This is a genomic window from bacterium, from assembly GCA_035528375.1.
Taxonomy (GTDB): domain Bacteria; phylum RBG-13-66-14; class RBG-13-66-14; order RBG-13-66-14; family RBG-13-66-14; genus RBG-13-66-14.
Genome location: DATKYS010000134.1, coordinates 1 through 6110, shown reverse-complemented (window position 1 = coordinate 6110; position 6110 = coordinate 1). Strand labels below are relative to the sequence as shown.

The 6110-nt window shown below is 61.2% G+C and carries 6 protein-coding genes; all 6 read left to right on the top strand.

The annotated features are described in order from the left end of the window. A partial coding sequence (locus VM054_10845; GenBank protein ID HUT99554.1) for a Dam family site-specific DNA-(adenine-N6)-methyltransferase occupies positions 1-556 on the top strand: 556 nt, incomplete at its 5' end. A gap of 12 nt (positions 557-568) precedes the next feature. Continuing rightward, the gene (locus VM054_10840) at positions 569-1021 is read left to right on the top strand and encodes a PD-(D/E)XK nuclease superfamily protein (GenBank protein ID HUT99553.1); all 453 of its coding nucleotides are present in this window, start codon (positions 569-571) and stop codon (positions 1019-1021) included. Positions 1022-1207: 186 nt separating this feature from the next. After that, on the top strand, positions 1208-2458 hold the full coding sequence (rho, locus tag VM054_10835) for a transcription termination factor Rho (protein ID HUT99552.1): 1251 nt from the start codon (positions 1208-1210) through the stop codon (positions 2456-2458). Between the two features lie 256 nt (positions 2459-2714). Next, positions 2715-3317 (top strand): class I SAM-dependent methyltransferase, encoded by a 603-nt coding sequence (locus tag VM054_10830; protein ID HUT99551.1) that lies wholly within the window; start codon positions 2715-2717, stop codon positions 3315-3317. A 22-nt stretch (positions 3318-3339) separates the two neighbouring features. After that, a complete protein-coding gene (coaD, locus tag VM054_10825; protein ID HUT99550.1) occupies positions 3340-3837 on the top strand; it encodes a pantetheine-phosphate adenylyltransferase in 498 nt (165 codons plus the stop codon). Positions 3838-3844: 7 nt separating this feature from the next. After that, positions 3845-6100 (top strand): M1 family aminopeptidase, encoded by a 2256-nt coding sequence (locus VM054_10820; GenBank protein HUT99549.1) that lies wholly within the window; start codon positions 3845-3847, stop codon positions 6098-6100. Positions 6101-6110: the final 10 nt, after the last annotated feature.

Genomic DNA, 6110 nt, shown 5'->3' with positions numbered 1-6110 from the left:
AAAATATTTCTATAATGTGCGCTCAATTGACCCTAATGAATTAAGCAAGGTAGAAAGGGCTTCTAGGTTTATTTTTCTAAATAAAACTTGCTACAATGGTCTTTGGCGAGTAAATAGGAAAGGTAAATTTAACGCACCATTTGGTTCATACAAGACCCCCACGATTTTAGATGAAGATAATCTTCTGTCTGTATCAGAATACTTGAATAGTGCTGAAATAATAATAAGATCTGCTGATTTTTCGCGGGCTATAGAAGATACGAAGTCTGGGGATTTTATCTATTTTGATCCGCCTTATCAACCAATAAGCGACACAGCTCACTTTACGAAATACAATGGCAGTGGGTTTGATGAGTACGAACAACAGAGGCTGGCAGAGGATTTTAGGTGTTTAGACAATCGAGGTTGTTTTGTTATGTTATCGAATTCAAATACAGATTTAATTAATGATTTATACTCTGATTACAGCATTACTGTAATCAAGGCAAATAGAGCAATAAATTGTAAGGGTGATAAGCGAACGGGAGCAACAGAACTTATTGTAACTAACTACTAGAAAGGTTTTTCTATGGCTACCGGCGATAGATTTAAAAAAGCAATAAGGGCATACATTGAATCTTGGAATTTACCCATTGATATAAAAGAAGAAAAACCAGTTGGTTATAGATTTGTAGGTAAACCGAGACATTTAGATTTAATCCTTAAACATAGCGATACAAATAAATATTTAGGTGTTGAGGCAAAATTCCAAAAAACCGGCGGGACAACTTTCCAGAAATTATCTTATGCATTACAAGATTGTAAAGCATCTCCGATACCTACATTACTTGTATTTGCCGATCCAAATAACAATATAGCTATAGATTTAAAAGCTCAATTAATATTCAGTGGTATTGGGATAGAACTTGACTTTAAATATGATGAAGATGATGAATCAACGGATACTATTATAGATCCAAACAATTTATTCCGTCAGCGTGTTTACATTGAGTTAGGTTTCGATTGGTTTACTCTTTTCTAGTTTTACTACCTGCTTGACATACCAATCTTCTGGCGTTACCATTTCCCCGCACTTCAACGCCCATCCACAGCTCCCCGACAAAAAAACACCCACCCACAGATTTTTTCCTGACCGAGGTTGCGCCAACCCGTTCCCCCGTTCCGCCGCCGGCGTGTATCGCCGCGCCGTCACTTTAGAGGTGTTCCCATGGAGCTCGCCGAGCTGAAGAACAAGAAGGTCGTCGAACTGCAGAAACTGGCCAAGGAGCTGGGCGTCACCGGCGCCAGCGGCCTGCGCAAGCAGGAGCTCATCTTCCAGATTCTGGGCGCCAAGACCGAGGGGGACGGCTTCGTCCTGGCCGACGGCGTCCTGGAAATCCTCCCCGAGGGCTTCGGCTTCCTGCGGTCGGCGGACTACAACTACCTCCCCGGCCCCGACGACATCTACGTTTCCCCGAGCCAGATAAAGCGCTTCGGCCTGCGCAAGGGGGACATCGTCACGGGCCAGGTGCGGCCGCCCAAGGACTCCGAGCGCTACTTCGCCCTGATACGCGTCGAGGCGGTCAACTTCGAGAGCCCGGAAACCGCCCTGGAGAAGGTCGTCTTCGAGGAGCTCACCCCGCTCTACCCCGATGAGAAGTTCGACCTGGAGACCCCGGACGAGGACCTCTCGATGCGGGTGATCAACCTGTTGTGCCCGGTGGGGATGGGCCAGCGGGGGCTCATCGTCTCGCCTCCCCGCGCCGGGAAGACGATGATCCTGCAGAAAATCGCCAACTCCGTCACCACCAACCACCCCGACGTGTACCTGATCGTGCTCCTGATTGACGAGCGGCCCGAGGAGGTCACCGACATGCAGCGCTCGGTCCGGGGCGAGGTGGTCTCCTCGACCTTCGACGAGCCGGCGGAGCGACACGTCCAGGTGGCCGAGATGATTCTGGAGAAGGCCAAGCGGCTGGTGGAGTGCTCCCGGGACGTGGTGATCCTGCTGGATTCGATCACCCGGCTGGCGCGGGCCTACAACGCCGTGGTGCCGCACTCGGGGAAGATTCTCTCGGGCGGCGTGGACGCCAACGCGCTGCACAAGCCGAAGCGCTTCTTCGGCGCGGCGCGCAACATCGAGGAGGGCGGCTCCATGACCATCATCGCCACCGCCCTCATTGACACCGGCTCCCGCATGGACGAGGTCATCTTCGAGGAGTTCAAGGGCACGGGCAACATGGAGCTGGTGTTGGACCGCAAGCTGGCCGACCGGCGCATCTGGCCCGCCGTGGACCTCAACAAATCCGGCACCCGCAAGGAGGAGCTGCTTCTGTCCGAGGAGGAGTGCGGCAAGCTCTGGGTCCTGCGCAACGCCCTGGCCGGCCTGAACACCGTGGAGGCCATGGAGATGCTCCTTTCCAAGATGAAGAAGACGAAGAACAACGAGGAGTTCCTCCAGTTGATGACGCAGCTCTAGGGGGGGGATATTCAACCCTCCCGGTTTGTGATGACGTAGGGGCGGACCTTCAGGTCCGCCCGTTTTTTTACATCATTCGCCCGATTGCGATGACGTAGGGGCGGGTGTCCACACCCGCCCGCGGGCCGACCTGAAGGTCGGCCCCTACGAGGAAGATGCGCCATTCACGCCTCATCCGTAGGGGCGACCGTCCACGGTCGCCCGCTTTTTGGTATTTTCTGAGGTATAATCGCCGGGGACCGAATCCGGAGCGCACTTGGCACTCGACGCACGCTACGGCGGGACCGACCCGCGCCACTTCCGGGGTTACGGGCCGTACCTCTCGGGGTGCGGGCGTGTGCTGGACTACGGCTGCGGCGCGGGAAATTTCCTCGCCTGGGCCGCCGGGCGCGGCATCCCCGCCGAGGGGTACGAGCCGGTGGCGGAACTCGCCGCCGAGGCCCGCCGGCGCGGCCTCACCGTCCACACCGCCGAGCCCGACCTCGCCCGCTACGACGGACTGGTGATGGTCTGCGTGATCGAGCACATGCCCCCCGCGGAGCTGCGGCGTATCCTGGGAAAATTCCGGGGGACGGTGGTGGTCCAGGCCGACGAGCCGCGCCACCGCGAGCCCTGGTACCTCTTCCGCCGCCGGTCGGATTTCTGGGACGACCCGGAGCACGTCCGCCCTTACACGCCCGAGGCGCTCCGCCGTCTCTTGGGTCAGTGCGGGTTCGAGGTCGTCGCCCGGGGACGGGTGAAGCCGCCGCTGCCGAAAATCTGGCAGGTGAGGTCGCTGGCGGTGCGGCTCCGGCTCTTTTTACGGGATAAAATCTTCGGCGTCTGGTGCCCCCACTTCGCCGTGGGGGTGAAAAAATGAAGAACCTCCGGGGAGGATCATTTTGAAGCAGGCCATCTTTCCGGGCACCTTCGACCCGGTGACCAACGGCCACCTGGACATCGTCCAGCGGGCGCTGCACATCTGTGAGCACCTGGTGGTGGCGGTGGCGGGTAATCCGCCCAAGGGGCTGCTCTTCTCCACCGATGAGCGGACGGCCATGATGGCGGAGGCCGTCGGCGGGTACGGCGACCGCGTCAGCGTGCTGGCCTTCCCGGGCCTGCTGGTGGACTTCGCCCGCGAGGTCGGCATCCACCTGGTCATCCGCGGGGTGCGCGGCGTGAGCGACTTCGAGGACGAGTTCCGCATGGCGCTGGCCAACCGCCGCCTGTTCCCCCAGTTCGAGACGCTCTTCCTCATGCCGTCGGAAATTTACACATACCTGAACTCCAGTCTGGTCAAGGAGATAGCGCGCCTGGGCGGCGACCTGTCCCACTTCGTTCCCCCGGCGGTGGAACGGGCCTTGCAGGAGAAACTGGCCGCCAACGGCGGTCGGATTTGAGGTGATCATGGTCGGGCGGATAACGCTCCTGGTTCTCTTCTGCGCCCTGGTCGCCCCCGCCTCGAACCCCCTCGAACCCCCCCTGGGCAACCCCCTCCTTTTAGACCCGACGCCCCCGCGCCTCATGGAGCTGGCCCTCAAGGGGCAGAGCGACATGGGGCCGCTGCCCGAGCCGCCGCCCTCGGGGTCCGACCTCCTGCACCTGGACCTCGTCCTCGAGTTCTTCCCCCAGGTCGGGACCCTCGCCGGCCACGCCGACTGGCGCATCACCCCCTCCGAGGGGAGTCAGGCGAAGCTGGTCCTCCAGCTCTCGGAGGAGCTCACCATCACGGGCTGCCTCTACGACGGCGTCCCGGCGGACTTCACCCGGACACAGGACGGCTTCTTCACCGTGAGCCTGGACCCGCCGCTCGGCGCGGGTGAGGAGGCGGTGGTCAGTGTCCACTACGAGGGGCCCCCCCCCGATAACAAGCCGCTCACCATCGAGCCGGGCCGCGTCCGCTGCATCTCCCACGAGTCCGCCGGCACCACGCACAACTTCTACCCCTGCTACAACTACCCCTCGGACAAGTTCACCGTCACGGAGCGCTACACCGCCCCGGAGGACCTGGAGTGCCTGGGCAACGGCGTCCTGATCGAGGTCACCGACGACCCCGGCGCGGGCACCCGGACCTGGCTCTGGGATTCGGTCTACCCCTCGGCCCACTACCTGGTTTGGGTCCACGCCGAGGACGGCCTGTCCTACGGCGTCCTGCGCGAGGAGCCGGTCCTGTTGGATTTCTACTGTTACGCCGACGAGCTGGACTGGGCCCTGCACGACTATGCCGTATTCCCGGCCATGTTCGACGACTACGAGGAGCACTTCGGTCCCTACGGCTTCGAGCGGCTGGGGCAGCAGGACATGTCCAAGGGGATGGAGTTCCAGACCCAGAGCGGGGTGGAGACCGACGGCGAGTCCGGCTACGAGTGGCTCGTGGCCCACGAGAACGCCCACCAGTGGTTCGGCAACCTGGTCACCTGCGCCGACTGGCGCAACACCTGGCTCAACGAGGGCTTCGCCAGCTACTGCGAGGTGTTGTGGGCGGAGAACCCCGCGTCCTGTTACGACGCCCGGGAGGCCCTCCTCGAGGATCGGGAGTGGTACTTCGCCGAGGACGTCCGGCGGCGTTACCCCATCGTGGACCCCGACGTGGACTTCTCCGCCACGGTGTACCTGAAGGGCGCCTGGATCGTGCACATGATGCGCAACCTGATGGGCGACGAAGCCTTCTTCGCCGGCATCCGCAGCTACCTGGACGCCCACCGCTACGGCACGGCGGTCACCGCCGACCTCGAGGACACCCTGGAGGATTTCTACGCGGGCGAGCACCATCCCGGCGACCTGGGCTGGTTCTTCGACCAGTGGTGCTATATGGCCGGTTTCCCCGAGTACCGCTGGCGACACTGGCTCGAGGGCTCGGTGCTTCACATCGGCGTGGATCAGGTGCAGTACACGCTCAACCAGACGCCCTACGTGTTCGAGATGCCGCTGGAGTTCGACGTGGTTTACGGCAACGGGGACGCGGAGCGCCTGGAGTTCTGGAACGACGCGCGGAACCAGGAGTTCACCGCCGAGCTGGAGCGGACCGACTTCCAGGGCGTCGTCTTCAACCCCGACGACCGGCTCCTGTGCCGGCACTCCGAGTCCGGCCTCTCCGTGGCGCTCGACGCCCGCGCCCTGCCCGACGGGGTCTGCATCACGGGCGGTGTCCGGGCGGGCGAGGCCGAGACCGCCTATCTCTACCGCGTCCAGGACCCGGACGATTCGCCCCTGGCCTGGGACGAGACGGATTTTCTGGACTGGGCGCTGTTGAACGTCTACGACGCCCCGGAAACCTTCACCTTCACCGACCGGCGGATTCCGTCCCCCGGCGTGTGGAGCTGGCTGCTTTTGGTCGTTTCCGATGACGGGGAGGCGTACTACCAGACCGAGCCGGTGCAGTGGGAAGGTCCGCGGTCGCGGGAGGTCGCGCTGGCGAATCCCTGGCCCTCGCCGGCGACGGGCGCGGTGAACGTGCGCTTCGATCTGCCGGAGTCGGGCCGGGCGGAGCTCTCCGTTTACGACCTTTCCGGACGTCGGGTGGGCACCGTTTTCGAGGGTGAGCTGGCCGCGGGTCGGCACGAAGTTTCCTGGGACGCCTCGGGCGCGAGGCCGGGGGTTTATCTGGTCCTGCTGGACACGGATTCGGGTCGGGCGCACCGGCGCCTGGTCGTCGCGCGGTAAGGTGCCCCCT

Bases quoted from the DNA above. Each gene is read 5' to 3' on its own strand.
- VM054_10840 (HUT99553.1), top strand. From the start codon at position 569: ATGGCTACCGGCGATAGATTTAAAAAAGCAATAAGGGCATACATTGAA.
- rho (HUT99552.1), top strand. From the start codon at position 1,208: ATGGAGCTCGCCGAGCTGAAGAACAAGAAGGTCGTCGAACTGCAGAAA.
- VM054_10820 (HUT99549.1), top strand. From the start codon at position 3,845: ATGGTCGGGCGGATAACGCTCCTGGTTCTCTTCTGCGCCCTGGTCGCC.